This is a genomic window from Propionicimonas paludicola (genome assembly GCF_002563675.1).
GTDB classification, from domain to species: Bacteria; Actinomycetota; Actinomycetes; order Propionibacteriales; family Propionibacteriaceae; genus Propionicimonas; species Propionicimonas paludicola.
The window spans coordinates 1,543,444-1,569,221 of record NZ_PDJC01000001.1 but is presented as its reverse complement, the minus strand read 5'-3'; the positions used below and the strand labels follow the sequence as shown (position 1 = coordinate 1,569,221).

General features: G+C 69.4%; 21 protein-coding genes. 8 read left to right on the top strand and 13 right to left on the bottom strand.

The genetic code is table 11. The annotated features are described in order from the left end of the window. Positions 1 to 30 precede the first annotated feature (30 nt). Entirely contained in the window at positions 31 to 894 is an 864-nt protein-coding gene (locus tag ATK74_RS07180; protein WP_098460396.1) for an EamA family transporter, read from the top strand. On the opposite strand, the gene ATK74_RS07175 is transcribed toward ATK74_RS07180, so the two are convergent. Further along, the gene (locus tag ATK74_RS07175) at positions 891 to 1,370 is read right to left on the bottom strand and encodes a DUF2505 domain-containing protein (RefSeq protein WP_098460395.1); all 480 of its coding nucleotides are present in this window, start codon (positions 1,368 to 1,370) and stop codon (positions 891 to 893) included. The genes ATK74_RS07180 and ATK74_RS07175 overlap by 4 nt on opposite strands. Positions 1,371 to 1,419: 49 nt before the next feature. Between ATK74_RS07175 and ATK74_RS07170 the strand changes: the two genes are divergently transcribed. The 7 genes from ATK74_RS07170 to ATK74_RS07140 all read left to right on the top strand — a co-directional run bounded on the left by ATK74_RS07170 (position 1,420) and on the right by ATK74_RS07140 (position 11,996). Next, the gene (locus tag ATK74_RS07170) at positions 1,420 to 6,117 is read left to right on the top strand and encodes an NAD-glutamate dehydrogenase (protein WP_143483589.1); all 4,698 of its coding nucleotides are present in this window, start codon (positions 1,420 to 1,422) and stop codon (positions 6,115 to 6,117) included. 29 nt (positions 6,118 to 6,146) lie between these two features. Then, positions 6,147 to 6,995 carry a PHP domain-containing protein gene (locus tag ATK74_RS07165; protein WP_245841015.1) on the top strand — a complete coding sequence of 283 codons (849 nt, stop codon included), beginning with the start codon at positions 6,147 to 6,149 and terminating at the stop codon, positions 6,993 to 6,995. A gap of 195 nt (positions 6,996 to 7,190) precedes the next feature. Next, positions 7,191 to 8,297 (top strand): tryptophan--tRNA ligase, encoded by a 1,107-nt coding sequence (gene trpS, locus ATK74_RS07160; protein ID WP_425440115.1) that lies wholly within the window; start codon positions 7,191 to 7,193, stop codon positions 8,295 to 8,297. Between the two features lie 354 nt (positions 8,298 to 8,651). After that, positions 8,652 to 9,314, top strand: coding sequence for a TetR/AcrR family transcriptional regulator C-terminal domain-containing protein (locus ATK74_RS07155; RefSeq protein WP_098460391.1), 663 nt, complete (start codon positions 8,652 to 8,654; stop codon positions 9,312 to 9,314). Between the two features lie 31 nt (positions 9,315 to 9,345). Beyond that, the gene (locus ATK74_RS07150; protein ID WP_098460390.1) at positions 9,346 to 10,629 is read left to right on the top strand and encodes an MFS transporter; all 1,284 of its coding nucleotides are present in this window, start codon (positions 9,346 to 9,348) and stop codon (positions 10,627 to 10,629) included. 63 nt (positions 10,630 to 10,692) lie between these two features. Continuing rightward, complete coding sequence (locus ATK74_RS07145) at positions 10,693 to 11,127, top strand: hypothetical protein (protein ID WP_211283307.1); 435 nt, start codon at positions 10,693 to 10,695, stop codon at positions 11,125 to 11,127. 11 nt (positions 11,128 to 11,138) lie between these two features. Beyond that, entirely contained in the window at positions 11,139 to 11,996 is an 858-nt protein-coding gene (locus ATK74_RS07140; RefSeq protein ID WP_098460388.1) for a hypothetical protein, read from the top strand. Here the strand turns inward: ATK74_RS07140 and ATK74_RS07135 are convergent. The 12 genes from ATK74_RS07135 to ATK74_RS07080 all read right to left on the bottom strand — a co-directional run bounded on the left by ATK74_RS07135 (position 11,983) and on the right by ATK74_RS07080 (position 25,705). Further along, on the bottom strand, positions 11,983 to 13,530 hold the full coding sequence (locus ATK74_RS07135) for a DEAD/DEAH box helicase (RefSeq protein ID WP_425440114.1): 1,548 nt from the start codon (positions 13,528 to 13,530) through the stop codon (positions 11,983 to 11,985). The two genes, ATK74_RS07140 and ATK74_RS07135, sit on opposite strands and share 14 nt — an antisense overlap. Before the next feature lie 126 nt (positions 13,531 to 13,656). Beyond that, positions 13,657 to 13,881: a DUF3107 domain-containing protein gene (locus ATK74_RS07130; protein WP_098460387.1), complete on the bottom strand. Its 225-nt coding sequence runs from the start codon at positions 13,879 to 13,881 to the stop codon at positions 13,657 to 13,659. 83 nt (positions 13,882 to 13,964) lie between these two features. Beyond that, positions 13,965 to 14,441: a glutathione peroxidase gene (locus ATK74_RS07125; RefSeq protein ID WP_098460386.1), complete on the bottom strand. Its 477-nt coding sequence runs from the start codon at positions 14,439 to 14,441 to the stop codon at positions 13,965 to 13,967. Positions 14,442 to 14,511: 70 nt separating this feature from the next. Further along, on the bottom strand, positions 14,512 to 15,351 hold the full coding sequence (locus tag ATK74_RS07120) for a double zinc ribbon and FHA domain-containing protein (RefSeq protein ID WP_098460385.1): 840 nt from the start codon (positions 15,349 to 15,351) through the stop codon (positions 14,512 to 14,514). Position 15,352: 1 nt separating this feature from the next. Then, on the bottom strand, positions 15,353 to 16,633 hold the full coding sequence (locus ATK74_RS07115) for a vWA domain-containing protein (protein WP_098460384.1): 1,281 nt from the start codon (positions 16,631 to 16,633) through the stop codon (positions 15,353 to 15,355). Then, complete coding sequence (locus ATK74_RS07110; protein WP_098460383.1) at positions 16,626 to 17,753, bottom strand: protein phosphatase 2C domain-containing protein; 1,128 nt, start codon at positions 17,751 to 17,753, stop codon at positions 16,626 to 16,628. The genes ATK74_RS07115 and ATK74_RS07110 overlap by 8 nt, the downstream gene beginning before the upstream one ends. Continuing rightward, entirely contained in the window at positions 17,750 to 20,047 is a 2,298-nt protein-coding gene (locus tag ATK74_RS07105) for a serine/threonine-protein kinase (protein WP_098460382.1), read from the bottom strand. Before ATK74_RS07105 ends, ATK74_RS07110 begins: the two co-directional genes overlap by 4 nt. Further along, the gene (locus tag ATK74_RS07100; protein ID WP_143483588.1) at positions 20,044 to 21,171 is read right to left on the bottom strand and encodes a hypothetical protein; all 1,128 of its coding nucleotides are present in this window, start codon (positions 21,169 to 21,171) and stop codon (positions 20,044 to 20,046) included. The genes ATK74_RS07105 and ATK74_RS07100 overlap by 4 nt, the downstream gene beginning before the upstream one ends. Next, positions 21,168 to 22,373, bottom strand: a complete 1,206-nt coding sequence (locus tag ATK74_RS07095; RefSeq protein WP_098460380.1) for a hypothetical protein — start codon at positions 22,371 to 22,373, stop codon at positions 21,168 to 21,170. The genes ATK74_RS07100 and ATK74_RS07095 overlap by 4 nt, the downstream gene beginning before the upstream one ends. 2 nt (positions 22,374 to 22,375) lie before the next feature. Continuing rightward, positions 22,376 to 23,962 carry an AAA family ATPase gene (locus ATK74_RS07090; protein WP_098460379.1) on the bottom strand — a complete coding sequence of 529 codons (1,587 nt, stop codon included), beginning with the start codon at positions 23,960 to 23,962 and terminating at the stop codon, positions 22,376 to 22,378. Continuing rightward, on the bottom strand, positions 23,959 to 24,471 hold the full coding sequence (locus ATK74_RS07085) for a GPW/gp25 family protein (RefSeq protein ID WP_098460378.1): 513 nt from the start codon (positions 24,469 to 24,471) through the stop codon (positions 23,959 to 23,961). Before ATK74_RS07085 ends, ATK74_RS07090 begins: the two co-directional genes overlap by 4 nt. Position 24,472: 1 nt before the next feature. Beyond that, positions 24,473 to 25,705, bottom strand: a complete 1,233-nt coding sequence (locus ATK74_RS07080; protein ID WP_098460377.1) for a toxic anion resistance protein — start codon at positions 25,703 to 25,705, stop codon at positions 24,473 to 24,475. Between the last annotated feature and the right edge of the window lie 73 nt (positions 25,706 to 25,778).

Genomic DNA, 25,778 nt, shown 5'->3' with positions numbered 1-25,778 from the left:
ATACCTTCCCGGTAAGACATTATTACTTCCATGGAAGCTAAATGGCGCTGGTTGGCGCTGACCGCGATCGCGCCGATCGCCTGGGGTTCGACCTACTTCGTGACTCGGCACTTCTTGCCGGCCGAGGATCCGCTGTGGGGAGGCGCGATCCGCGCGCTGCCTGCCGGGCTCGTGCTCATGGCCTTGGCCCGCCAGCTGCCCAAGGGCTCGTGGTGGTGGCGCTCGCTGGTGCTCGGCGTGCTCAACTTCGGGGGCTTCTTCGCTCTGCTGTACCTGACGGCGCTGTGGCTGCCCGGCTCGATCGCCTCCTCGCTGATGGCCTTGGCCCCGGTGGTGATGGGCGGCTTCGGCTGGGCGCTGCTCGGTGAACGCCCGAGCACCGGGATGGCCGCCGGTGCGGGGCTGGGCATCGCCGGAGTGCTGCTGGTGGTCGGCACCGGTGGGGCCGGGATCACCCTGCCCGGAGTGCTGACCTCACTGACGGCGCTGGTGTTGTCGTCGGTGGGCGCAGTGCTGAACAAGAAGTGGGGCGCCGGGATGCCGGTGCTGGCCACCACGGCCTGGCAGGCCATGGCCGGCGGCCTGATGCTGGTGGTGGCGGCGATCATCTTCGAGGGAGCACCGCCGGCCCTCAGCGGAACCGCGGTGGCCGGCTTCGCCTACATCTCGCTGGTGGCCACGGCATTGGCCTCGGTCTGCTGGTTCTACGGGCTCACCAAGCTGGCTGCCGGCACCGTGGGCATCGTCGGCCTGCTCAACCCGGTCACCGGAGTCCTGCTCGGGACGATGTTCGCCGGCGAGCAGCTGGGCTGGGTGCAGCTGTCCGGGATCGTGCTGGTCCTGATCGGAATCTTGGTCGGCCGCCGGACGTCCGCGCCCCGCGCCGAGGCCTAGCCCCGGGCCAGGAACTGGTCGCCGACCTGCTGCTGGAGCTCGAGTGCCTGCAACAGCACCGGGGCGGCCTGCTTGGCCAGGCTCGGGCCGAGCACCGGGATCTTAATCTCGAAGTTGCCGTCGTAGGTGAGCACGCTGCCGCGTCCGCCGGGGACCAGGGTCACGGTGCCCAGCAGTTCGGCCGGAAGCCCGTCCACCCGTACCCGGGCGGTCCCGGTCCGGGTCGGGCCGTCCTCCTCGGCCCAGACGATCTCGTCGGTGACGCTGATTGTCGGGCCGGTGAACCGGGCCGCCACCGACGGCGTGGGCAACACTCGGGTGCTGGAGGTGTGCAGCCCGTCCACACTCACCGCGTGATCCAACGGCTCGGCGGCCAGGCAGGTCGCCCGCAGGAACACCGGGTCGAGGAGCATGGCGAAGACCGTGGGTACTTCAGCTGCGAAGTTATTGGTGGCGTGGATCAGCATGAGGTTCATTGTTGCCTGGATAGGCTGAAACAAGCCAAGTCGCTGCGAAGGAGCAGGTGTGCCCACTGTGGATCCTGGTTCGACTGCCGGGTTGCGAGACCAGTTGTTGTCGGCCGCGGGCGCCGAGGCGTCCCCTCAGCTGCGGGGGTTGCTGGCGGCCTACCTGGCCCCGGTACCCGAGCCGGACCTCCCCGAGATCGACCCGGTCGAACTGGCCGCGCTCGCCCAGGCCCAACTGGCCGCCGGCCGGCACCGCCGACCCGGCCAGCACCTGGTGGAGGTGTTCACCCCGGACACCTGGGATGCGCACGGCTCCAGCGTGGTGCTGATCGTCACCGACGACCGCCCGTTCCTGGTGGACACCGCGGTCCTCGAGCTGACCAGCCAGGACTGGAGCCTGCGCCAGCTGTATCACCCGCAACCCCAAGTTCGGCGCACCGCCGAGGGTGAGCTGATCGAGGTGGGCACCGGCCAGGTCGAGTCCTGGATCGCCTTGGAGGTGTACCCGCCGCTGGGCAGCAGTGCCGCTGAACTCGGGCCGCAGCTGACCGCCGGGCTGGAGCGGGCGCTGGCCACGGTCGCCGTGGTGGTGGACGACTGGCAGCCGATGCTGACTCGCTGCCGGGATGCCATCACCGAGCTGAAGGCCGGCCAGCAGCGTCCGGACGCCGGCGAGGCCGTGGAGTTGCTGGACTGGCTGGCCGGAGAGCACTTCGTCTTCCTGGGCTATGCCGCGTTCGCCTCGTCCGGATCGACGCTGAGCCCGGTGGCCGGCAGCGGGCTGGGGCTGTTGCGCGGCGAGGTGGGGTTGGACCCGGTGGCCGCTCCGGAGGCGGGGGAGCAGGACGTCCTGGTGCTGTTCCGGGATCAGCGTCGCTCGCCGGTCTATCGCCCGGCCTACCTGACCCAACTGGTGGTGCGCCAGTTCGCCGCCGACGGAACGCTGCACGGGGAGCATCGCTTCCTGGGCCTGCTCGGGGCCGCGGCCTACACCGAGTCGGTGGCCAGCATCCCGGTGCTGGCCGCGAAGAGCCGCCGACTGCTGGCCGGCTGCGGCTTCGAGCCGAACTCGTACGGCTGGAACGCCACTCGCCAGGTGATCGCCGACTACCCGCGCGACGAGCTCTTCGAAGCCGGAGTGGACGAACTGTCCCAGACCATCGCCGCGGTGGCCGCCCTGCGCGGGCGGCGCCGGACTCGGGTCTTCCTGCGCCGCAGCCGTCACGGCGGCTTCGTCACCGCTCTGGTCTTCCTGCCCCGCGACCGGTTCAACACCGAGACCCGGCTGCGGATCCAGGAGATCCTGCTGGCCGAGCTGGGCGGGGTGGAGCTGGAGTACGCCACTTTGGTCAGCGAGTCGGTGCTGACCAGGCTCTTCTTCGTGGTGCGGCTCGGCGCCCAGGCGTCCGCCACCCTGGACGCGGCCCGGATCGAGGGGTTGGTCTCCCGGGTCACCACCAGCTGGGACGACGAGTTCAGCCGGCTGGCGGCGTCCCTGCCGAGCGAGCAGCGCGGCGTCGAGTTCGGTGAGGTCTACGAGGCCGATCACCCGCCGGCGGTGGCGCTGGCCCATCTGGAGTTGGCCAACCAGCTCACCGAGACCGACAGCCTGCGGGTCACCATCGCCGACCCGGCCGACGCCGACGATCCGGCCGACCTACGGCTGACCGTGCTCAGCCTGGAGGAGCTGCCGCTGATCAAGGTGATGCCGCATCTGACCGCGCTTGGGTCGGACGTCGTGGACGAGCGGCCCTACGAGTGGGATCTGCGGGGCACCCCGGTCCGGGTCTACGCCTTCGGCCTGCGGCTGGCCGGGGAGTGGACCGCCGACACCCGGGCCCGGTTCGCCGAGGCCTTCGTGGCGTCCTGGACCGATCTGTGTGAGGCCGATCAGCTGAACCAGCTGGTGATCCTGGCTGGGCTGAGTTGGCGGCAGGTGTCCTGGCTGCGCGCGGTCTCCCGCTACCTGCAGCAGGCCGGACTCTCGTTCAGCCAGCCCTACCTGGCCGCAGCCTTGGTCGCGAACCCGTCCCTGGCCGCCGGCCTGGCCGAGATCTTCGCCACCAAGTTCGACCCGAACTGGAGCGGAGCGGACGGCTCCCGGGCCGAGACCCTGGCCGGCCTGGAGGCCCAGCTGACCGGTCAGCTGGACGCAGTGGCCAGCCTCGACCACGACCGGATTCTGCGCGCCTTCGCTGCAGTGATCCATGCCAGCGTCCGGACCAATGCGTTCACCGACTCACCGACCATCGCCCTGAAGCTGCTGCCGGCCGAACTGGAGCTGCTGCCGGCCCCGCGTCCGGAGTATGAGGTCTTCGTCTACTCACCGCGGGTACACGGCGTCCATCTGCGGTTCGGGCCGGTGGCCCGGGGTGGGTTGCGCTGGTCCGATCGTCCCGAGGACTTCCGAACCGAGGTGCTCGGCCTGGTCAAGGCCCAGTTGGTGAAGAACACTGTGATCGTCCCGGTCGGCGCCAAGGGCGGCTTCGTCCCGCAGCGGCTGCCGGATCCACGGGATCGGGCGGCCTGGCTGGCCGAGGGGGTGGCTTGCTACCGACTGTTCGTGGCGGCGCTGCTCAGCGTGACCGACAACATCGTCGACCAGCAGGTGATCGCTCCGCCCGGGGTGCTCTGCTACGACGGCGAGGATCCCTACCTGGTGGTGGCCGCCGACAAGGGCACGGCCACCTTCTCCGACTACGCCAACGAGATCTCGGCCGAGCGCGGCTTCTGGCTGGGGGACGCCTTCGCCTCCGGCGGCTCGGCCGGCTACGACCACAAGGTGATGGGGATCACCGCCCGCGGCGCCTGGGAGTCGGTGAAGCGACACTTCGCCGAGATGGGTCTGGATCCGGCCCGCGACGAGTTCACCTGCGTGGGGATCGGTGACATGGCCGGGGACGTCTTCGGCAACGGGATGCTGGCCTCGGATCGGCTGAGGCTGGTCGCCGCGTTCAACCACGTCCACATCTTCATCGACCCGGACCCCGATCCGGCGGCCTCCTTCGCCGAGCGCCGGCGGCTGTTCGCGCTGCCCGGCTCGACCTGGGCCGACCACCAGGGCATCTCGGCCGGTGGTGGGGTCTTCCGCCGTGACGCCAAGTCGGTGCCGATCGGCCCGGAGATCCGCCGGGTGCTCGGCCTGGACGAGCAGGTCGTCCAGCTCACTCCCAACGAGTTGGTCGCCTCAATCTTGCGAGCGCCGGTCGACCTGCTCTTCAACGGTGGGGTGGGCACCTTCGTGAAGGCGTCCACCGAGACCTCCGCGCAGGTCGGTGACAAGGCCAACGACGCGCTCCGGGTGGACGGACGTGAGCTGCGCGCCCGGTGCGTGGCCGAAGGCGGAAACCTCGGCTTCACCCAGGCTGGACGGATCGAGTACGCCCAGGCCGGCGGTCGGATCAACACCGACTTCATCGACAACTCGGCCGGGGTCGACACCTCCGATCACGAGGTCAACATCAAGATCCTGCTGTCCAGCGCGCCGTCCCCGCTGAGTGGGCCGGAGCGGCAGGAACTGCTCGCCTCGATGACCGACGAAGTGGCTGCCCTGGTGCTGTCGCACAACTTCGACCAGAACCTGGCCCTGGCCAATGCCATGTATCGCCGGTTCCGGCTGGCCGGCCAGCACGAGGAGTGGATGCGGGTCCTGGAGGCCGACGGGCTGCTGGATCGGCACCTCGAGGGGCTGCCCGGCTCGGCCGAGATGGCCGCCCGGATCGCCGCCGGCAGTGGGCTGACCCGTCCGGAGCTGGCCGTGCTGCTGTCCTACACCAAGATCGCGCTCAAACGCTGGGTGCTGGCCTCCGATCTGCCCGATGATCCCTACTTGGCCGACCGGCTGGTCCAGTACTTCCCGGAGCCGTTGCGGCAGCGCTACGCCGCGGTGATGCCCTCGCATCGGCTGGCTCGGCAGATCATCACCACGGTGGCGGTGAACCGCTTCGTGAACTCCCAAGGCATCACGGCCTATCACCGGCTGTCCACCGAGACCGGGGCCGAGGTGGCCGACATCATCCGGGCTCAGCTGGCCTCGCGGGCGATCTTCAACGTGGGGCTGGACGAGGTCCGGCTCCGTCGGCTGAACGGGCTGACCGCCGAGCTGGGCACCGAGCTGCGGGTGGTGCTGCTGCGGATGGTCGAGCGGGCCACCCGGTGGCTGCTGCACCGCAGCCGTGGCTCACTCGACATCGTCTCGGCCATCGAGGAGTACGGCCCGGCGGTGGCCGCGCTGCGACCCAGGCTGCCCGAGTTGCTGACCGGTGCCGACCAGGAGGCGGCCGCCCGCAAGGCGTCGGCCTGGCTGGCCGCCGGCGTCCCCGAGGAGCTGGCTCGGCCACTGGGTGCGGCCGGACAAGCGCATACGCTGCTCAGCATCGTCCAGGTCGGGCATCGGCTGGGCCGTGATCCGCTGGAGATCGCCGAGCTGCACTACGCGATTTCCGGTGCGCTCGGTCTGGATCTGCTGTTCGGTGGAGTGGACGAACTGCCCCGGCAGGTCCGTTGGGACGCCATGGCCCGGGCTGCGCTCCGCGACGAGCTGCTGGCCGCGCACGCCGACCTCACCGAGCAACTGGCCTCCCGGGTCACGCCGGGAACAGCGGCTGAGCAGGCGCTGTCGGCCTGGCTGAGCGAGACGCCGCAGGCGTCCGCCCGGATCGCCATGATCCGCCAGGTTGCCGAGGGCACTCCCGATGTGGCCAAGATGAACGTCGGCCTCGGCCAGGTGCGCTCACTGCTGGCTGAATGCCGCTGAGCGGGCCTGGCTGTCAGGATGGTCCGGTGATGATCGATCTGCACACGCACAGTTCGGTGTCCGACGGCACCGATTCGCCCACCGAGTTGCTGGTGAACGCCGCCGCGGCCGGACTGTCGGCGATCGCGCTGTGCGACCACGACACCTTCGACGGGCTGGACGAGGCCGCTCAGGCAGCGACCACGACCGGGGTGGAGCTGCTCCGCGGAGTCGAGATCTCCGCCGAGTTGGACGGCCAGAGCGTCCACCTGCTCGGCTACGGGCCGCGTCCGGATCATCCGGGGCTGCTGGCCGAACTGGAGCTGGTCCGGGCCGGGCGCACCGGCCGGATCCCGCAGATGCTGGAACGGCTGGCCGCGGTCGGCATGCCGGTGCCGGCCGAGGTGCTGGCCCGGCATGTAGGGGAGAGCCCGTCGGTCGGGCGTCCGCATCTGGCCGACGCCATGGTCGAACTGGGCTACGTGGCTGATCGTCGGGAGGCCTTCGACGGCTGGCTGGCCGACGATCGTCCGATCTTCGTGCCGCGCTACGGGGTGCCGCTGCGGCGCGCACTGCAGCTCATCCGGGAAGCCGGGGGAGCGGCGGTGATCGCCCATCCCTGGGGACGGCAGAGCCGCGAACTGCTCGATGCCGCGGTGCTGGCCGAGCTGGCCGGCTCCGGGCTGTTGGACGGGCTGGAGGTCGACCATCAGGACCATGACGATGACACCCGAACCGAGTTGCGGGCATTGGCCGGATCGCTGGGGCTGCTGGCCACCGGCTCGTCGGACTATCACGGCCTGGGCAAGATGGATCACGAGCTCGGCTGCAACCTGACCGCCCCGGGGGTGCTGGCCGAAATCCAGCGCCGGATCGACGAGCGCGGCGGGGTGGCCTAGCGGCGCTGCACGGCGGGCGCGGAGCGTGCGGTGATAGATTGACGCCATGCAAACGAGGATCTGCTGGTGGCGGCCGTAACGACGGCCCGAACCGCTTGATCCATGCCCACGGCCGTCGGAAACAGGCGGCCGTTTCGCATGCCTGAACCGGGCTGCGTCAACCTAGGAGAGTCAATGTCCGATCACCCGGCCACGATGGCGAGCGACGATTCCGGCGAGGATCTCGCCCAGTCGACCTCGGACGCGTCGTTGCGACGCACCGAGGCGCGCAGCATCGAGATCGAGGAGCAGATCGCCAAGGATCCGTCCGGCTTCCGGGTGATGACCGGCGACCGTCCCACCGGGAACCTGCACATCGGCCACTACTTCGGGTCGCTGGCCAACCGGGTGCGCATCCAGAACGCCGGGGTTGAGACTTTCATCCTGATCGCCGACTACCAGGTGATCACCGACCGCGATGGCACCGGCCCGATCCACGACCGGGTGCTGAGCATGATGGCCGACTACCTGGCCATCGGCCTGGACCCGGCGCGCACGACCATCTACGCCCACTCGGCCGTGCCGGCGCTCAACCAGCTGCTGCTGCCGTTCCTCTCGGTGGTCACCGACGCCGAACTGCGCCGTAACCCCACGGTGAAGGCCGAGTTGGAGGCCACCGGCGATCGTCCGATGTCCGGCCTGCTGCTCACCTACCCGGTGCACCAGGCCGCCGACATCCTGTTCTGCAAGGCCAACCTGGTGCCGGTCGGCAAGGACCAGCTGCCGCACCTCGAGCAGACCCGGGTGGTGGCCCGCCGCTTTGACGAGCGTTATGGACGCGTGGATCTGACCCGTCCGGTGTTCCCGCAGGCCGAGGCGCTGCTCTCCAAGGCGTCCACGGTGCTCGGCCTGGACGGCACCAAGATGAGCAAGTCCAAGGGCAATGTGATCGAGATCGGGATGGACGCCGACACCACGGCCAAGCTGATCAAGAAGGCAGTCACCGACTCCGATCGACACATCACCTACGATCCGACCAACCGTCCCGAGGTCTCCAACCTGCTGATGCTGGCCTCGCTGTGCACCGGAGGTGATCCGGTGGCCATCGCTGAGGAGATCGGCGACGGCGGTGGCGGCACCCTGAAGAAGGTCGTCACCGATGCGGTGAACGAGTTCTTCGCTCCGATCCGGGCGCGCCGGGTCGAGCTGGCCGCCGATCCCGGCTACCTGATGGACGTGCTCCGGACCGGCAATGCGCACGCCAACGAGGTCGGAAACGCCACCCTCGACGAGGTGCGCCAGGCCATGAACATGGTCTACTGACGCGCTGGTTCGTCCGTCCCATTCGGGTGGCTCGGCCGGTCTCGAGCGCGGTGCTACCGGTTCGGCTGGCCGTGCTACCGCTTCGTCGCGAAGCTACCGTTGCACGGGTAGCGCCATCGAGGGACCGGTAGCGCGGCGTAGGGACGGGTAGTGCGGCGTCCGCCGATCCTCTGGCCGCTGGGACCGGGCTCCCCGGTACCTCGCTACCGCTCGACGCGCTTCGCTACCGGTTCGTGTACTTCGCTACCCGCAGAGCGGTAGCGAAGTGGGCCGACGGGTAGTGAAGCGGCGGTTGAGGTTGCATTACCCAACAGTGTTGGATTAGTATCCAACACTGTTGGAAGGAGTGCTCTGATGAGCCCACGCAAGGCCGGACGGCAGACGCTGACCAGCGAGCAGATCGTCACCGCCGCCCTCGAGCTGATCGACGAGACCGGCCTGGACGGTCACAGCATGCGCACCCTGGGCACCCGGCTCGGGGTCGACGCCAGCACGCTGTACTACCACCTGCCCAGCAAGGACGCCCTGCACAGCCTGATCGTCGACAAGATCATGTCGGACCTGGATCTCAGCGCCGACGACCCGTCCGCCAGCATCGAGGATCGGCTGATGGCGGCCGCGACCGAGCTACGGCGCATCCTCTTGGTCCACCCGCGTGCCTTGCCGCTGGTGGCTGGACGCTCCATGCGTACCCCAGCTCAGCTGGCCGGGGTCGAGATCATGGTCGGCATCTTGTTCGAGGCCGGCTTTTCGGCCATCGAAGCGCTGTTGGCCCTGGATGCCATTGGGCAGAGCGTGATCGGCCTGACCACCATTCACGCCCTCCACGACGAGCGCGCCGCTGAAGGCGCTGATGATGGAGGGCTCCCCGACCTGTCGGCCGAGACCTTCCCGCACCTGCACCGCCTATTCGCCGAAGGAGACTACCTCGGCTCGGAGGCCGAGTTCGCGGCCACCCTGCGTGCGCTGATCACCGGACTGCTGGCTTCTCAGCGGGCCGGGACGCTCACCGCCTGACTTTCACATTTCGCCATTTCGGGGGAGAACCATGCTCACAACACTGAAGAATCGGGAATTTCGACTGCTCTGGATGGGCCAAGCGGTCAGTCACCTCGGCGACCAGTTCCATCTGATTGCCCTGCCGTGGCTGGTCCTGGCCTTGACCGGAGACCCGCTCCAGCTCGGCCTGGTGATGGCTCTGGCCGGCATTCCACGGGCACTAGTGATGCTGTTCGGCGGCGCCATCGCCGACCGGGTCTCACCACGGCTGTTGATGATCGGCTCGGACGTCCTCCGGTTCGGCATCGCCGCCGGGATCGCGATCGCGGTGGCCACCGGCACGGTCCAGCTGTGGATGATCTACGCCCTGGCCCTCGGCTTCGGGCTGATCTCGGGCTTCTTCCTGCCGGCCGCAGAGGCCACCTTGCCGCGCGTCGTGGGGGAGCGGCAGCTGGCCGGCGGTAACTCGCTGATGATGATCGCCGACCAGGCCGCGCAGTTCGTCGGCCCGGCGCTGGCCGGCTCGATCATCGCGCTGCTTGCCCACGATGTGGCCGGGACGCCGGCCGGGATGACCGGGATCGCCTTCGCTTTCGCAGTGGACGCGGCCAGCTTCGCGTTCGGAGTGATCACCCTGGGCCTGATGCGTCCGGTCGCCGGTTTCGGCTCGGACCGGCATCCACTGCGTGACATCGCCGACGGCCTCAGCTTCGTCTGGCGGGACACCACGATCCGCACCCTGGTGATCGTGATCGCGCTGGCCAACCTGATGCTCACCGGGCCGGTGTTCGTCGGCCTGCCGGTGCTGGCCGCCGAGCGGCTGACTGAAGGTGCTGCGGCCTTCGGGGCGGTGCTGTCCGGCTATGCGGCCGGCAACCTGATCGGGATGGCCGGGGCCGGCTCCTGGCGTCCGAGCTCCCGGCAACTGGGCTGGATCGGCTTCGCCATCTTTCCGTTCCTCGGGGTCATCTATGCCGCCATCGGCTTCGTGGACAACACCTGGGTGGCCGTGGCGCTGATGGTGATCGGCGGGATCGGGAACGGCTTCTTGTCGATCAACGTGATCACCTTGCTGCAGCAGATGACGCCCAAGCCCTTCCTGGGCCGGGTGATGTCGGTGCTGATGCTGTCGATGTACGGGCTGGGCCCGATCTCCCAGATGCTGGCCGGTTGGGTGCTGCACTTCTCGGTGACCTGGTTGTTCTGCGGAGCGGCCATCTGCCTGGCGGTTCCGGCGGTGATCGCGCTGCGGCACCGGGCCATGTGGGACTTCACGCCCATCGACGAGCCCGATGCGCCCTCGACTCAGCCAGAAGTTGCTCATTCGGCGTGAGCGATGCCCGCAATCATTAGGCTCAGGCCTGGCGACGATGCCGATCGAGAGAGGTTGACCCCAGTGTCGGTACCAGTTGCGGCCTCCGGGCGTCGATGGCAGACCTGGGCCTTGGCCGTGATCGAAGTCTTCGTGGCCTACCAAGCGATCAGCGGGGGAGTCGGGCTGATCACCGACACCTGGAAGCTGCCCACCGCCTGGTTGGCTCGGACGCCGTTCGATACCTGGGTCGGCCCGGGCTGGATCCTGATCGGTCTGGTCGCGGTGCCGCAGCTGCTGGCCGCGGTGCCTCAACTCTTCCTGCCGCGGCGACCCGGACTGGGCGTGTTGGCCGGCCTACTGGCCGGTGCCAACCTGCTGATCTGGATCATCCTGCAACTCGCCGTGCTGCAGATCTACTTCTTCCTGCAGCCCGTGATCGCCGGCTTCGGTGTGGTGGAGATCGGACTGGCCTTGTGGTGGCGGGCCAGGCTGCGCCGCTCGCAGTTCGCGGCCTGACGGCGGACGATATGTCGGCCACCAGACGCAGGTTCCTGGCTCTCGGCGTCCTCCTGCCTCTGCTGGTGGCGACAGCGGCCGGGTACGGGCTTGTTGCCCCGGACGCCTACCCCGGGGTCACCGAGCTGCAACGCCAGACCTGGCGGGCGCAGGATGCCGTAAACCTGGTCGCAGCGGTCATCCTGATCCTCAGCTCCCGACGATCGGCCGCCGGCTCCTGGCGGGGGCACTTGGTGCAGCTGGGAATGCTGGGTTGGCTGGCCTACTGCGCGTTGCACCTGGCCATCGGAGCCGTCTTCACCCCGGTCTTCCTGGTGTACCTCGCGGTCGTCGGCCTCGCCGGCTTCGGGCTGCTGGACGGCCTGATCCGGGTCGAACTGACCGACGAGTCAGTCTTGCCTCGGTTCCCGAGCCGGCCCACGGCGGTCTTCCTTGCGGTGGGCGGGGTCGGCATCGCCGGGCTGTGGCTCAGCGAGATCGTCCCCGGCGTGCTCGGTCTGGCCCGGCCGGCCAACCTTCACCTGTCCGGGCTTCCGAACCCCACCTGGGTGCTAGATCTGGTCTGGCTGATCCCGTGGGCTCTGGCCGCAGCATGGCAGTGCTGGCGAGGCCGATCCAGCGCACAGCTGATCTCGGTGCCGCTGCTGGTGCTCTTGGGCATGCTGTCGGTCGCGATGCTGGCGGTGATCCCGTTCGCGCTGCACGCAGGGCTTGGCGCCGATCCGGTGGCCGGACCCCAGATTGGCGCATTCAGCATCGTCTTCAGCGTGCTCGGGCTGGCCGAGGCCACACTGATTGCGGGATGCCTGCGCGGAGGTGCCGGCCGAACCGTCGAACTCCGTGACTCCTGGTGGGTCAGCTCTCGCTGACCGGAGCAGCAGCGCCGCCGCCGGAACGGCCGCGCCGACGCCGACGACGCGGACGATCGGAGCCTTCGGCCGGGCTTCCTTCGGACGCGGTCGCGGTGGCCTCGACGGTAGTGGTCGCGGTGCCGTCCACGGGCTCACCGTTGCGCAGCCGCCGCCGGGAGCGATCCCGGGGCGGACGCTCGGCGCGGGCCACCTCGGTGCCCTTGTCCCGGTCCTTGTCCTTGTGGTGCTTGTGGGCGTCCTTGCTCGGACGAAGCTCGCGGTGCTCGCGCTCGATCGGCTCAGCCAGCCGGCCGCGAGTGCCGGCTGGGATATCCAAGTCGGCGAACAGGTGCGCAGAGGTCGAGTAGGTCTCCGGCGGCTCGGTGAAGTCCAGCTCGAGAATGCGATTGATCATCTTCCAGCGAGTCACGTCAGCCCAGTCGACCAGGGTGACCGCGATGCCCTTGGCGCCGGCCCGGCCGGTGCGTCCGATCCGGTGGACGTAGGTCATCTCCGAGTCGGGGCATTCGTAGTTGATCACGTGGCTGACGTCGGTGATGTCGATGCCGCGGGCGGCCACGTCGGTGGCGACCAGCACCGAGACCTTGCCCTCACGGAACTTCTTCAGCGCCTTCTCGCGGGCCACCTGGTTGAGGTCGCCGTGGATCGAAGTGGCGTGGAAGCCGCGATCCATCAGTTCATCGGACAGGCGCTGCGCGGCCCGCTTGGTGCGGGTGAAGATCATGGTGCGGGTGCAGTGCGGGGACTGAAGGATCCGGCCGACGATCTCCGGCTTGTCCAGGTCATGGGCCTGGTAGATGAACTGGGTGGTGTCCGGGACGGTCAGCTGCGCATCGTGGGTCTCGGCGCGGACGTTCACCGGCTGGTTCAGGTGCATCCGAGCCAGGGCCACGATGGCGGCCGGCATGGTCGCGGAGAACAGCAGGGTCTGCCGGGTCTTCGGGGTCTTGCTGATCAGCCGCTCAACATCGGGCAGGAAGCCAAGGTCGAGCATCTCGTCAGCCTCGTCCAGCACCAGCACCTTCACCTGGGACAGGTTCAGGCTGCGCTTGTTGGCCAGGTCGAGCAGGCGTCCGGGGGTGCCGACCACCACGTCCACACCTTCGGCGAGCGCGTCCAGCTGCGTGTCGTAGCCGACACCGCCGTAGACGGTGAGCACTCGGGCCTTGCGGACGGTCGCGGCCACCTCGAGGTCGCGGGTCACCTGAAGGGCCAGCTCGCGGGTCGGGCACATCACCAGCGCCTGCGGGGCGCCGGGGACGGCCAGCTCGTCATAGCCGGGGTCGGTGGGGACGGTGATCCGCTGCAGCAGGCTGATCCCGAAGGCGAAGGTCTTGCCGGTGCCCGTGCGGGCCTGGCCGATCATGTCGGTGCCGGTGATGGCAATCGGGATCGCCAGCGCCTGGATCGGGAACGGGGTTTCGATGCCCAGCGTGCCCAGCGCCTCGACGATCTCGGGGATCACGCCCAGCTCAGCGAAGCTGGGCAGGGCTGCCGGGGCAGGCAGGTCGGTTTCGGTGATGTCGGTCAGGGTCGTGCCTTATCTGTCACTGCGGCCATGGTGGGCGCAGGTTTGCGGACCGCCGGCGGCGCGCTCGGGCCGCTCTAGGCAGGCACGCACTTTAGGGTGCGGCACGCACAGTCTAGCGGTTCCGGCTTATAGCGAGCCGAAGCCGACCGGACGGGCCTTCTCCTGGCCGAGATCGAGGTAGGCGATCTGGGCGGCAGGCACCAGGATGCGGCGTCCCTTCTCATCGGAGAGGGCGAGCACCGTCCCCTCGGTGAGGGCTGCCTTGAGGTCGGCCTCGACGTCAGCCGCCGACGCGTCGGTCTCCACGGTCAGCTCGCGGGCCACCTGTCGAATGCCGATCTTGATCTCCACCGTTCCTCCTTGCTGGATGCCGTCGCCAAGCTACCACCGGGGTTGGCGCCTTCCGAGCCGCTTACGCCCTCAGCGCAACCGGATCAGAGCAGCGCCCTGAGATCGCCTTCGATGGCGGCCGGCTCGACGGTCGGGGCGTAGCGGTGGACGACTTCGCCGTCCCGGTTGATCAGGAACTTGGTGAAGTTCCACTTGATCGCATCGCCCAGGAAGCCACCGGTTTCGCTGCGCAGCCAGGCGAACAGCGGGTGAGCCTGGGCGCCGTTGACGTCGACCTTGGAGAACATCGGGAAGGTGACCCCGAAGTTCAGCTTGCAGAACTCGGCGGTCTCGGCGTCGTCCTCGAACTCCTGCTTGGCGAACTGATCGCTCGGGAAGCCCAGGACGACCAGGCCCTGATCCTGGTACTCCTCATAGAGCTTCTCCAGGCCGTCGAACTGGGGTGCGAAGCCGCACTTGGAGGCGGTGTTCACCACAAGCACCACCTGACCCTGGTAATCGGCCAGATCCTTGTCCACCCCGGTGATCAGGGTGGCCTGGAAATCCTTCAACGTCGTCATCTACAGCTCCTTGGTAGTCACCAAGGAGAACCGCTGCCGACGATCGGCTATTCCGGGTTGCCGGGACGACTCAGCCGGCGAAGGCTTCCTGCTCGTCCGGGGTGGCCTTGCGAATCACGATCCGGGTCCAGGCGCCCAGGTAGATCCGCTGGCCAGCGGCCAGTTCCACCCGCCCCTGGGGGATCGGCATGGCCGGCAGCGGACCGGCCGCCGCACCCACGAAAGTGCCGTTGGCCGAGTTCAGATCCTCCACCCACCAGCGGGTGCCGTCGGTGGTCAGCATGGCGTGCCGACGGCTGCAGCCGGTGTCGAGTTCGCAGTCGACGTCCGGGAAGATGCCCCGGCTGTGCGAGACCCGTCCGATCAGCGAACTGGGCTTGATCAGCGGGACGATGTCCGGCAGGCCGGGCGACGGCAGCGGGTCAGTGGAGCCCTGGGCGGCATACCAGTCCGGGTCGATCCATAGCTCGGCGATCCACTCCACCGGCGGACGCTTCAGGACCGTCGGGGCCGTGGTCGGCGACGGCGTGGCGCTCACCGGGGTGGACGCCTCCGCGACCGGCGCCGCGGGCGTGGGCTCCGCCTCGCTCGGGGACGGGGCGGCGGCGTCGGCCTCGCTCGGGGACGGGGCAGCAGCTTGATCGGTCTCGGCCTCGGCCGGTGCCGGCGGGGTCACCACCTCGGCGTCCGGGCTGGCCGGCAGCGTGCCGGTGGTGAAGTCGTAGCCGCAGTTCTCGCAGAACAGTGCATCGGCCACATTCGCAGTGGAGCAGTTCGGGCAGCTCAGCGTCTCGGCCGGCTGGTCGGCGGCATCGGTCGCGACCGCGACCGGCTCACCGCCGATCGGAAGTCCGCAGACATCGCAGAAGTCGGCCTGGTTGCTCGGATGCCCTGCAGGACAAGTTGCCATCTCAGCCTCTGATTCGCGTCGTCTTCGTGGAGGCGGTGTCCAGGGCCATCTCGTCGGCCTTGTCGACTGCCTTCCTCAACCGAACGGTACCCGTCCTGGCGTCGGAGATGTCTACCACCTTGCGCAGTTTCGCCGTTGCCTCGGCATTTCCGGTCTCGGTGGCCAGCTGGACGGCCCGGCCCAGCTTGGTGGTGGCCGTGGCCTCGTCCCCGGCGGCCTTGGCGGCCAGGCCCTCCTGGATCACCTGGGCCAGCTCGGCCTGCCCGGTGTAGTGGGCGACCTCCGGGTTGATCTGGGCGGTGAGGTTGGTGTCGGCCGACCACTTGGCCTTGACCAGGCCCTGAGTGAGCAACTCGGCACCGACCGCCAGCTGAACCCGGGCAGCCAGCTGCTCCTGGCCGACCGTCTTGGCGGCCAGCCGGACGGCGATGTGGTAGTCGCGCTCCTCGTCGGCCCAGGCGCCGGTCGGGTAGCTCATGGTGAGCTGGTTGACCGGGACGCCGCGGTGGGTCAGATCCTCCACCGACGGCGAGACCTGACGGATGAACATGACCTGGGCACCCTGCGGGATCCAGACCCGCAGATCGGCGTTGGCCACACCCCGGGCCATCGAGTTGCGCATCAGCGAGGCGAACTCGGCGCTCAGCCGGCTCGGGTCGCCGATGATGTCGACGCTGCCCAGCAGGGCCTGGGCGATCTTGCGGATCTCGGCGACCTTCCAGTCGACGCCGATGCCGCGGGCATCTACTTGGAACTGGCCGACCGAGGCGCGAATTGCCTGATCCAGCTGAGTCGGGGTCTCGTTGTGGTTCTCACCGTCGGTGAGCAGGATCACGTGCTTGTTGCCCAGGTTGCCGATCGAGTCGAACAGCGCTCGGCACAGGTTCAGCCAGGTGCCCATGGCAGTGCCACCCTCAGCCCGGAAGAAGCTGATGGCCCGCTTGGCCTCGGCCCGGGTGTTGGCATCCATTCGCACCATCCCGGCGCCGGTCTGGACGATCGGGTAGGCCAGGTACGCCTTGTGGTTGCCGGCCACCACGGCGAAGTAGGTGCCGTCGAGGATGTTGTCCAGCGCGACCATGGCGGCCTGCTTGGCGGCCTGCATGTTGGTGACGCCCATCGAACCGGAGGTGTCCACCACGACGATCTCGCCGGCGTCGCCGCGTCCGGTGCGTCCGGCTTCGCCGGCGCCGGTGCAGCGGATGGTGACGATCGCGTTGACGTCCGTGCCCCCGTCGGGCAGGAACTCGTTCTGGAAGACGGCAGAGGTGAACTCAGCCATGCTCGGCATGCTCCTGTTCTGTGGTGCTGGCTGCGGCATCAGCCGAGTCCAGACTATGCGACGGCGGGGGTTGGTCGCCCGGCGCGTGAAGCCGGGCCAGTGCGACGGTGATGTTGTCTCGTCCGCCCTGCCCGTTGGCCCATTCGACGAGCTTCGCCGCGACCGTGGCCGGGTCGTCCGCGCCGGTGGCGGTGAGCTGTTCGGTGAGCTTGTCGGGGTTGGAGGCGTAGTTCCACAGGCCGTCGGAGCAGACCACCAGCCAGCCGGGCTGATCGATGGCCAGCGAGCCGACCCGCGGCACGATGTCGGTGGCGTCGCGGCCCAACCACTTGGTGATCGCGTGGGCTCGGGGCATGGCCTCGGCCTCCTCGCGCGGCATGCCACCCTCGATGAAGGCCTGGGCCAGCGAATCGTCCACGCTGAGCAGGCGACGCTCGCTCTCGCTGAGCAGGTACACCCGGGAGTCGCCCAGGTTGGCGTAGTGGACGCTCCCGCCGGCCACGACGGCGGCCGCGAATGTGGCCGAGGCGGCATTGGTGGAGTCCTCGGCGGTGTTGGCCACCACGGCGGCATTGGCGGCCGCGGCAGCCTCGGTCAGGGCCGCCTGTACGGCGTCGGCGGAGCCGGTCTCGATGGAGCCGAGCCGCTCGACCAGCAGATCGCGGGCCGCCTCGGCGCCGGCCTGGGCAGCGACATCGGAGTCAGTGCTGGTGGACACCCCGTCGCAGACCACCAGCACCGCATGGTCGGCCTGCGCCCATAGCGCCATGGCGTCTTCGTTGCGCGGATGGGTCTGGCCGCGGTCGCAGACGCCGGCCACCCAGTCGGCAGGGGATTGGCGGTAGTGATCGCGGGCGCTGGGCGCCTTGGTGCCACACAGCTGGCAGTAGCCGTCGGCGCCGACCGGGCCGCCGCAGGAGATGCATTCGGTGGCCTGGCTGGCTCGGCTGCCCAGCCGCTGGGTCTGGCCCGAGAACGGCTCGGCGGGCAGGCTCGCGGCCGGCGCCGGCTCGGTCGGAGTCAGCTCTCCGCCGCAGGCTTCACAGAACGAGGCGGACGCACTGACCGGCGCCCCACACGTCGGGCAGGTCGGCAACAGCGGCCAATCGGCGGTGGTCACAGCAGGCTCCAGGGTCGTAGCGAGTTGGCCAGGTCCACCCAGCCGGCCCGGATCCCCGGGTCGTCGGTGAGCCGGGCCAGTTCCCGGTAGGTGTCGGCGAGCTTGGCGCGTAGTTCGGCCGCCTCGACCTTCTTGCCGGAAATGGTCAGCGGACCGCGCTGATCGGCCAGCCGGGCGGCTCGCTCGAGCAGGGTGGCGCGGTAGCCACGGTTCTCGACGAGTTCCAGTGGTGCCCGCTCGACGGCCACCAGCGCTTGGTTGATCCCGTCCGGATCGGCGGCCAGGCTGACCATGCGTCCGGCGCGCAGCCGCAGCGACTCCGGGTAGCCGCGCGAGGTGCTCGGGACCAGGGACAACGCCTGCAAGGAACCGGCCAGATCGCCACGGTTGGAACGCAGCCGGGACAATCCGAATGCGGCCGGAGTCAGGTAGGCCTGATCGGTGGCCGCGCAGGTCTGGTAGAGGCTCTCGGCCAGATCGAACTCACCGCCCAGCTCGCAGGCAAGGGCCAGGGCCAGCTTCGGTGCCAGTTCTCCGGGCAGCTGTCCGTAGACGGCATTGAAGGCGCTTTGCGCGTTGCGGTAGTCCTTGGCCGCCAGCGCGCCGAGACCGGCCAGCCAGACCGCCCGCCACTCCCAGGGGTCCTCATCGAGCAGCCGCTGCACGCAGCGGTCCAGCAGGCGCAGGTCTCCGGTCTCCAGGGCGGCTTGGCCGCGGGCCACGACCACGGCCGGGGACTGCGACGGCGGGCTGCTCAGCGCCTTCAGCCGCTGGGCGGGCGCCTCGTCGGCGATCCGGTGCAGCCAGTCGGCGTTCAGATCGGCAGGGTCCAGGCGCAGCCGGGGGAGTTGTCCGGACCGCTCGCTGGAGACCGTCGGCGGATCGAACAGCGCCGATGGGGCCGACGTGGTGGCCACCGCGGAGGTCCGGCTGGCGACCACCTCGCGGAGCACCCCCAGCATCTGCTGGCGCAGTTCCTCTGCCGAGGTGAATCGGTCGTTGGGGTCGGGCGCACAGCACTTGAGCAGCAGCCGGTACAGCGAGTCGTGCTCGGCGAAGGCGGGCAGCTCCTCGGCCGGCGGCAGGGTGGTTTCGTACTGGCTGCGGTAGCCGGGGACGTCGGCCGACAGCACCATCAAGGTGCGTCCGACCGTGTAGATGTCGGAGGCGATGGACGGGCCGAGGGTGGCCACCTCCGGCGCCTGGAAGCCGACCGTCCCGTAGATGGCCGAGTCCTCGTCGCCGGCATGTCGGACGCCGCCCAGGTCGATCAGCTTCAGCGAGTCGCCGACCTGAATCACGTTGTCAGGCTTGAAGTCGCAGTAGAGAAGGTTCAGTGAGTGCAGGTAGCCGAAGGCGGGCAGGATTTCGATCAGGAAGGCCAACGACCACTCCACGGGGAGCGGATCGACCTGGTCGCCGTTGGCCACCATCCGCTGCTTGAGCAGCTGCTTCAGCGACCGGCCGCCGACGTACTCCATGACGATGTAGCCGGCGCCCTGGTGGGTGACGAAGTTGAAGATCTCGACGATCAGCGGGTGCTCCACCCGGGCCAGGAAGCGCTGCTCGCCGATGGTGGCGGCCAGGGCGTCCGGGTCGCCGGTGTTGAGCATGCCCTTCAGCACCACCCAGCGTCCGGAGACGTTGCGGTCGCGGGCCAGGTAGATCCAGCCCATCCCGCCGTGGGCCAGCGCACCGATCACCTCGTACTGCCCGGCCACCACATCGCCGGGGAAGAGCTTGACGGCGTACGAGTAGGGCGCTCCACAGCTCGGGCAGAAGCCCTCGGAGCGGCTGGCCACGTCCTTGGCGCCTTGGCCCACCTTGGCCGAGCAGCGTGCGCAGACCCGGGCGTCCAGCGGAACCTCAGGATGCGGCAGGACGGCCTTGGCCGGATCGATGGCCGGAGCCGGCGGCACGCGGGTCAGCCCGGCGCCGATCTGGCCGGAGCTGGTCGGCTGGCCGGCGGCCCGTCGGGTGGGGCGCCTACCGAAGGAGGTGACCCGGGCCGAGCCCAGGGCAGTGGAGCCCAGATGCGCCGAGGTCCGGGTGGTGGGCACCGCAGCGGGCGCGCTGGCCGGATCGCTGGCCTGGCTGGGTGAGCCGCAGACGTCGCAGTAGCCGTCGACGATCGAGCCGGTGCAGCCGGGTTGGGTGCAGCGGCCGGTGGCCCGCCCGGACGGCCGCGCGCCGGCCTGACCTTGGCCGACCGGCATGGCCTGGCCGGGCATGCCACAGACGTCGCAGTAGCCATCGACGATGGTGCCGGTGCAGCCCGGCTGACGGCACTTCATCGCGCGGCCTGACTGCGGAAGTCGAGTTCGGCCCCGTAGGCGCCGAGCAGTTGCTGGACCACCGCGACCGGGATCGGCCGGGCGCTCAGTCGGGCGTCGATGGTGGCTCGCAGCTCCATCAGCCCCGGATCGGCAGCCAGGCCGGCCGCCTCGGTGCGGGAGTTCAGTGAGGCGAACTGGGCGTGGACGGCACCGATCCCGGTGTCCACCCGGCCGAGTTGCTGGCGAGCGGCGGCCAGCTGGTTGGCCAGCCCGTCCAGAGCGGCCAGGTAGCCGCGCAAGGCCCGTCCGGTGTTGGGGACCGGGCCGAGGGCGGCCACGCTCGGCAACTCGACGTGGGGAGCCGGCCACACCTGGCCGCCCAGCTGGGCGGCCTGAGCTCGGAGTTCCTGTTCGCTCTGGCTGAGCCCGGCCAGTTTCTGACGGGCCTGGTCGAGCAGCTCGCGGGCTTCGCGACGCTGGGCGGCCCCGACGATCAGGTCCCGCTCGAACTTGGCGGCGTCGATCTCCAGTGCGCTGAGCGAGCCGGAGATGTCGCCACCGCGCTCGCGCTTGGCGATCAGGTCATCGGCCCGGGCCACCAGGCCGGCCAGCTTGGCCAGCGCGGGCTGGGCCAGGGCCGGGGGCTCCAGGCCGATCTGTTCCCGGATCCGCTCGGCCTGGGCGCGCAGCTCGCGCAGCCGGAGTTGCTGCTGCTCGGCATTCGGATCGGTGTTCAGCCGGGTTCGCAGCTGGGCGACCAGAGCGTCGCAGAGCCGTCCGGCCTCGGGCAGCGAGACGGCCATCGAGGCCAGCGCGGTCACCGGGGAGGTGGCGGTGTCCAGCCGTCCCCAGATCAGGCCGGAGAGCTGGTCGAGTTCCTTGGGGCCGACGCGTCCGGAGTCCCACGTGTTCAGAATCAGGCTCTGCCGGGTCTTGGCGGCCTGCCACAGAGCCATGGCCAGTGACATGTCACCGGTCAGTTCCTGCTGGCGTCCGGTGGACAGGATCTGGGCGTCCAGTGAGTCCAGCTCGGCGCGCCGTTCGCTCAGCCAGGCGTCCAGCAGACCCAGGTACTCCAGCATTTCGGTGGGCCGGGCGGCCACTCCGAGCTGTCCGGGGGCGGTGGGGGAGGTAGGACTCACCGGTACTCCTCGATTCGGTTCTGCAGGCCGCGGACGCCGAGGAAAGCCCCGGCCATGGCCAAGACGGCGGCGCCGACCTCGAACAGGAACAGCAGCGAGTCATTCGCCGAATCCGAGGCGGCCGAGGCGTTGAGCGACGCGCGCTGATCGGCGATGCTGTTGGCCAGATCGTCCTTCGCGTTGGCGATGGCATCAGCCTTGGTCAGCTGGCTGCCGGCCTTGGCCCAGTTGCCCGCCGCGAGGGCGGTCACCACCGGTGCCTGCGCCGAGCGAAGGTCCTTGTACCGGTCGGCGGGTTCGCCGGTGAACTCGGTTGCGGCCAGCTTGTCGGCGGTTCCGAAGGCTTCTTGAGTGGACTTGTCCCAATGCTTGAGTCGCACCGCGTCGAGCAGCGCCCGGGAGGCCGAGTCGGCCGCCAGCTGTGCCTTGGTGAGCTGGCTGGACGCCTGGATCACCGAGTTGTCGGCCAGCCCGGCGGTGCCGCTGATCGGGGTTCCGGCTGCGGCGAGGCCGGCGATGGCCACAGTGGCCACGATGGCCGCCACCAACCCGGTGTTGAGGATCCGATGGCTGCGCTGCGCCACCTGATAGCTCAGCCAACCCAGGCCGATCAGCACGACCAGTCCCAGGCCGAGCGAGAGGTAGGGCGAGGTCCACCACACTGCCTGGCCGCCGTCTGCGGATTGGGCGCCCAACCCGTCCAACGCGGGCTGGAGCGACGAACTGCGCAGCTCCTCAGCTCGGTCAAAGGCCCCGGCTGACAGCAGCTGGCCGTACTGCAGAAGATCGGAGTTGATCGACCCGAGCACTTCGGCACGGGCCGGTGCAGCGGCGGCAGCCGCGACCACGAGGCCGGCGACCTGGGCCAACGGCGCGCTCTGATCGGACGGAGAGCCGGCCAGGGCGGCGGCAGCGGCCTGGTTACCGGCCGCGGAGATGGCACCGCTGACCTCGCCCAGTCGGACGTGCTGGACGCTCACCTGAGGGGCCGTGCTCAGGTCGGTGCGCAACTGGGTCAACTGTCCCACCCCGACCATGCCGAACAGCAGGACCGCCACCCCGGTGATCAGCTGGTAGCGGCGCAGCCGACGCGGGGTGTCGCTGACCGGCGGCGGGGTCGGCAGCGCGGCCAGATCGGTCGCCGGAGGTGCAGCTGCAGGCGTCGGCGAACTGACCTTGGCGGTGGCTGCTGAGGTGGTCATGGTCACTCTTCCGGGCTCGCGGACGGGAACTCGACCGGGCTGGACGGCTGGGCGCCGGCCGGGGCCTTCAGCGGCTGCCCGGGTTCGGGCTCCGGCTCGGTGAGGTCGGCCGGCAGCAGCGAACGCAGCTGCTCCAGGGTCGGCTCGGTGATGTCGCGCAGGCGCCAGGCGTGGCGTCCGATGGCCGCCTCCAGGATGTTGCGGACGTAGCGTCCGTTGCCGAAGGTCTGATCGCGGAGCTGGAGGGCCAGCAGTCGGTCGAACTCGTCCAGGCAGCCCTCGCCCAGGTCGTAGTCGGACTTGGCGGCCATCGACGTGAAGATGGTGCGCAGCTCGTCGTCGGTGTAGTCCTCGAACTCGATCGTGGTCCGGAACCGGCTGGCCAGCCCCGGGTTGTTGTCGATGAACTCGGTCATCGGCTCCGGATAGCCGGCCACGATCACCACCAGATCGTCGCGATGGTCCTCCATCTCCTTGACCAGGGTGTTCACCGCCTCTTCGCCGTACTGGTCGCCGTTGAGCGAGTAGGCCTCGTCGATGAACAGCACTCCGCCGTAGGCCTTCGCGGCGACCTCGGAGGTCTTGATCGCGGTCTGGCCCAGATAGCCGGCCACCAGCTCGGAGCGATCGACCTCGACCAGCTGTCCCTTGCTGAGCAGGCCGATGGCCTTGTAGATGCCGCCGACCAGGCGAGCCACGGTGGTCTTGCCGGTTCCCGGGTTGCCGGTGAACACCAGATGCCGGGTGATGGTCGGGCTCTTCAGCCCGGCCTTGGTGCGCAGCGCGTCGACTCGCAGGATCGCGGTCTGGCGATGGATCTCGGCCTTCACTCCGGCCAGCCCGGTCAGGTCGTCCAGTTCGGCCAGCCACTCCTCGACCGTCTTCTCCGGCTCGGCCGGCTCTGCGGCAGCTTCGGGGACGGGCTGAGCCTCGGGCACTGCCGGGGCCGCGGGAGTCGCAGGCATCGCCGGGACGGCCGGAGCGGGAGCCGAGCCGGGCTGGCTCAGGCCGGGGAAAGCGCCGCCCACGTGGGGGTTCAGCCCGCTCAGGTCGAGCAACCCGGCCCGGGAGGCCTGCTGGACTCGCTGTTGGCTGTCGGCCAGCCGGCCGAGCACGTCGGCCAGAATGCCGGGAGCCTGGGCCAGGAACTCCTCCTCGTTCGGCTGGGATCCGGCGGCGGTAGGCGCGGGGGTGAACACCGGCCGCGGACGCTGGGCGGCAGCGGCCAGACTGGCCGCACCCAGGGCGTCGGGTCCGGGCTGGCCGAGAGTGGCCGCGGCCAGACAGACCTGCTCGAGCGCGTCCAGATAGGCCGTGGTCACCGCACTCGGGCTGGCCGCAGCCTGGCTGGCCAACGGTGTGGCCGAGGCCCGGTAGCGGCGGCCGCGCACGGCGGCGTCCATGAACTCCTGGGCCGAGACCGGGATCTCCAGCTGGGCGCACCACTCCAGGTAGGCGCCCGGGTTGGCCTCGGCGACGGCGGCAGACAGCAGCCGCCCCTCGGCGGCGGCGTCATCGGCCGCGAAGCCGGCCGTGACCGCGGCGCGGGCCAGGGCGTCCAGCGCCTCGCGAAGGGTGGGCGCGCTCATTCGGGACTCACGTTCAACTCGGGGGCATGGGCGTGCCCGAACTTCTCCTGCAGGAACCGGCCGTGGGTGATCAGCGCGGCCGCGTCGGTGGTGTTGGCCGCGTTGTAGATCTGATCCATGGTCGAGGCCAGCAGGTCCAGCTGGTCGATCAGCAGCAGGAGAGCGGTCTTCCCGCCCTCCAGCGGACGGGAGTCGGCCCAGTCCCGGGGCAGCCGCAAGTAGCCGCCGATCGCCTCGGGCAGATAGTCGGTGGCGGTGGCCACCACCGAGTAGGCGTCGTAGCTGCCCAGCCCGAGCAGGTCGATCCGCGGCAGGGTGTTGCGCACCGTGGCGGTGATCTGCCGAGCCCGGGCCCGGACCACGGCCGGCACGGCCGGATCGGCGACCAGGTTCTCGACCGAGGTCAGCGAGGCGGAGATGTCGGCCGCAGTGGGTGCCTTGGCCAACTCGTCCTCCGCGCTCGCTTCGGCTGCCTCCGGTCTACCCCCGAGCCAATCCCAGAAGCCCATCTCAGCGATCGATGGTGATAGCAGGCAGGCTCTGCGCGCGGGAGTCGGCCTGAGCGACCCGCTCCAAGTACGCCTTGCTCTTGGTCACCTCGGACTCGAGCGTGCCGATCGTGGCGGCCATGTTGTCCAGCGCCTTCAGCTTGAACTGATCGATGGAGTCCATGGTCGCGTAGATGTTGGCGAACGCCGCCTGCAGCTGCTCGATACCGATGGTGGACGAGGCCGCCTGCTCCTGGATCTGCGCCGAGTTCTCCTTCAGCAGCTCCGAGGTGCGCTGGATCATCTCCGAGGTGGTGGTGTTCAGTGCGGTGATCTGATCGAGCACCAGCTTCTGGTTGCCCAGTGCCTGGGCCACGATCACCGCGGTGCGCAGCGCCGACACGGTGGTGGTGGATGCCCGATCGACGCCCTTGATCAGCTCGAGGTTGTTCTTGATGATCACGTCGATGGCCAGGTAGCTCTGAATCGAGACGGCCAGCTGAGTGAGCAGATCCTGGTGCTTCTGCCGGACGTAGAACAGCACGTCCTGACGCATGGTCTTGGCCTTCTCCGGGTCGGTCAGCTCCAGCTCGGCGATCTGGGCGGCCAGCTTGGCGTCCAGCCGCTCGGCGATGTAGACGTACTGGTTCAGCCGGCCCATCACCGTCCACAGGTTCTGCTTCTCCATGTTCAGAGCGGCGTTGTCCTTGGTCAGTTCGTCCTGGCCGGAGCGCAGCGCGTGCAGGATCGCGTTGAGGTGGTCCTGTGAGCTCTGGTACTTGCGGAAGTAGTCGCCGACGCCACGGGAGAGGTTCAGCTTGCCCAGCAGGCCCTTCTGCTTGCGGGCCTGGCTCGGGTCGAGGTCCTCCACGGTGCGGCGCAGTTCCAGCAGGGTCTTGCCGACCTTGGAAGTGTCGGCCAGGCCGCCGGCCTCGATGGCCCGGACCGGGGTCTGCAGCAGCCGGTTGGACGTCTCGGCGGCCTTGCGGATGTCGGCATCGCCCATGTTGCGGACTGCATCGGTCTGAGCGCTGAAGCTCGGCGAGTTGGTCTCGGCGCTGGACAGCGACTTCAGGAAGTCCTCGACCTTGGCATCCAGGACGGGCACCTGGGCGGCCTCGACCTGCGGTGCCATCGCCGGCGCCTGCGTGGTGGCGACCGCCGGGGTCGCGGCGGCCGGGGTCAGGTTCAGCATGTCCGGGGGAGCCAGCTGGACGGCCTGCCCCTGGCTGGACGGCTGTGCGGGTGTGCTCATCGAATGCCTCTCGGTTGCGCGTTGCTCACAAATCTAGCGGGCCGTTGGCGCCGATAGGCCCCGTTCAGGGGCC

Excerpts from the sequence above, each read along its gene's own strand:
- ATK74_RS07090 (WP_098460379.1), bottom strand. The coding sequence starts at position 23,962 with ATGAGCGCGCCCACCCTTCGCGAGGCGCTGGACGCCCTGGCCCGCGCC.
- ATK74_RS07085 (WP_098460378.1), bottom strand. The coding sequence starts at position 24,471 with ATGGGCTTCTGGGATTGGCTCGGGGGTAGACCGGAGGCAGCCGAAGCG.
- ATK74_RS07155 (WP_098460391.1), top strand. The coding sequence starts at position 8,652 with ATGAGCCCACGCAAGGCCGGACGGCAGACGCTGACCAGCGAGCAGATC.
- ATK74_RS07125 (WP_098460386.1), bottom strand. The coding sequence starts at position 14,441 with ATGACGACGTTGAAGGATTTCCAGGCCACCCTGATCACCGGGGTGGAC.
- ATK74_RS07165 (WP_245841015.1), top strand. The coding sequence starts at position 6,147 with ATGATCGATCTGCACACGCACAGTTCGGTGTCCGACGGCACCGATTCG.
- ATK74_RS07140 (WP_098460388.1), top strand. The coding sequence starts at position 11,139 with ATGTCGGCCACCAGACGCAGGTTCCTGGCTCTCGGCGTCCTCCTGCCT.
- ATK74_RS07150 (WP_098460390.1), top strand. The coding sequence starts at position 9,346 with ATGCTCACAACACTGAAGAATCGGGAATTTCGACTGCTCTGGATGGGC.
- ATK74_RS07105 (WP_098460382.1), bottom strand. The coding sequence starts at position 20,047 with ATGAAGTGCCGTCAGCCGGGCTGCACCGGCACCATCGTCGATGGCTAC.
- ATK74_RS07115 (WP_098460384.1), bottom strand. The coding sequence starts at position 16,633 with ATGGCTGAGTTCACCTCTGCCGTCTTCCAGAACGAGTTCCTGCCCGAC.
- trpS (WP_425440115.1), top strand. The coding sequence starts at position 7,191 with ATGGCGAGCGACGATTCCGGCGAGGATCTCGCCCAGTCGACCTCGGAC.
- ATK74_RS07095 (WP_098460380.1), bottom strand. The coding sequence starts at position 22,373 with ATGACCACCTCAGCAGCCACCGCCAAGGTCAGTTCGCCGACGCCTGCA.
- ATK74_RS07120 (WP_098460385.1), bottom strand. The coding sequence starts at position 15,351 with ATGGCAACTTGTCCTGCAGGGCATCCGAGCAACCAGGCCGACTTCTGC.
- ATK74_RS07175 (WP_098460395.1), bottom strand. The coding sequence starts at position 1,370 with ATGAACCTCATGCTGATCCACGCCACCAATAACTTCGCAGCTGAAGTA.
- ATK74_RS07180 (WP_098460396.1), top strand. The coding sequence starts at position 31 with ATGGAAGCTAAATGGCGCTGGTTGGCGCTGACCGCGATCGCGCCGATC.
- ATK74_RS07080 (WP_098460377.1), bottom strand. The coding sequence starts at position 25,705 with ATGAGCACACCCGCACAGCCGTCCAGCCAGGGGCAGGCCGTCCAGCTG.